Origin of the sequence: Bartonella refiksaydamii, assembly GCF_902652675.1 — a bacterium.
Lineage (GTDB): Bacteria > Pseudomonadota > Alphaproteobacteria > Rhizobiales > Rhizobiaceae > Bartonella > Bartonella refiksaydamii.
In genome coordinates, this window is record NZ_LR736380.1 from 1 (window position 1) to 1,077 (window position 1,077).

Here is a 1,077-nt window from a genome sequence, read left to right on the forward strand (position 1 = left end):
GCGGTTACACCACAAAAATAGAGTGCGAACTTTTTGATGCATCACAAGAAGATGCGGCTGAAAACGTTGCAAACACAACACCAGACAAAGATGATACCCTTGATCCAAACGCCCCACCAGACGCATGCGATGAAGGCGATGGCGTTATCCATATGGATGAGGAGGATATATGAATAAAGCTATCTTATCTAATGATGATAAAAAGCATATTCTTATCCGAAAAAAGAAATCCAATTTTTATTTTACTATTCCTAAAAATACAGCCAAACAACGTTCAATCTCTAGCATTTGCTTTGCTTGAAGAGAGCCAAAAATGGAACTCATTTTGTCACATCTTATCGTCATAATCTTATCAATCATTACTTGCGAAGGCTTTTGCAAACCATTTTTAGCGTTTGGCTGAATCGTAATGCGGAGTAATGGTGCATCAACAAGTGTACTTGTAATTGGTAAAACCGTCATGCTGGTATGTTCACTAAATTGATTAGCTTGAATGATCAATGCGGGTCTTGGTTTACCAAAATCACCTTGTATTGCTATTGTTACCAGAGAACCACGCATCATTCTGTCCAACCATCAATATCCATTAAAGATTGGTCCATAAACAACTGCATAGATGTATTTTTTTCATCCATTTTTACCACTAAGCGACACTGACGGCGGCATTCTTCTACAAAATTTGGCTGGCGTGTATCTGGTACCCAAATTTGCATTAAGCGCAATCCCGCTTTCCTTTGTGCGTTGCGATGTTTTTGAACACGTTCATTAACGTGCATTGTAGCCATAATAAAATCTCCTCTTGTTTCATGTAACGTATAACACAGAAAAAAGTTACATGAAACGAGATTTTTAATAAAACGCAATAATTGCAATTTTTAATATTCACGCATCCCCACCTTGTGTGGGGCTTTTTTTATGGAGCAACATATGCGAAAAATATCATCAGAAGGGCTAGCACTTATCAAGCAATGGGAGGGCTTGCGTTTGAATGCCTATAAAGATGCCATTGGTATATGGACAATTGGTTATGGACATACAAACACTGCTGGAAAACCTTTTGTTTACGAAGGTATGACA

At 38.1% G+C, this 1,077-nt stretch carries 3 protein-coding genes and 1 pseudogene; 2 read left to right on the forward strand and 2 right to left on the reverse strand.

The features are described from left to right. A pseudogene (locus GQO39_RS09370) lies at positions 1 to 173 on the forward strand (late control protein); the annotation flags it as partial. A gap of 64 nt (positions 174 to 237) precedes the next feature. On the opposite strand, the gene GQO39_RS08620 reads toward GQO39_RS09370, so the two are convergent. After that, on the reverse strand, positions 238 to 561 hold the full coding sequence (locus GQO39_RS08620) for a type II toxin-antitoxin system PemK/MazF family toxin (protein WP_156851787.1): 324 nt from the start codon (positions 559 to 561) through the stop codon (positions 238 to 240). After that, positions 561 to 785: an antitoxin MazE family protein gene (locus GQO39_RS08625; protein WP_156851786.1), complete on the reverse strand. Its 225-nt coding sequence runs from the start codon at positions 783 to 785 to the stop codon at positions 561 to 563. Before GQO39_RS08625 ends, GQO39_RS08620 begins: the two co-directional genes overlap by 1 nt. Positions 786 to 927: 142 nt before the next feature. Here GQO39_RS08625 and GQO39_RS08630 point away from each other — a divergent pair. Continuing rightward, the coding region (locus GQO39_RS08630) for a lysozyme (RefSeq protein WP_369412499.1) at positions 928 to 1,077 on the forward strand (150 nt) is incomplete at its 3' end.

Excerpts from the sequence above, each read along its gene's own strand:
- GQO39_RS08620 (WP_156851787.1), bottom strand. The coding sequence starts at position 561 with ATGCGTGGTTCTCTGGTAACAATAGCAATACAAGGTGATTTTGGTAAA.
- GQO39_RS08625 (WP_156851786.1), bottom strand. The coding sequence starts at position 785 with ATGGCTACAATGCACGTTAATGAACGTGTTCAAAAACATCGCAACGCA.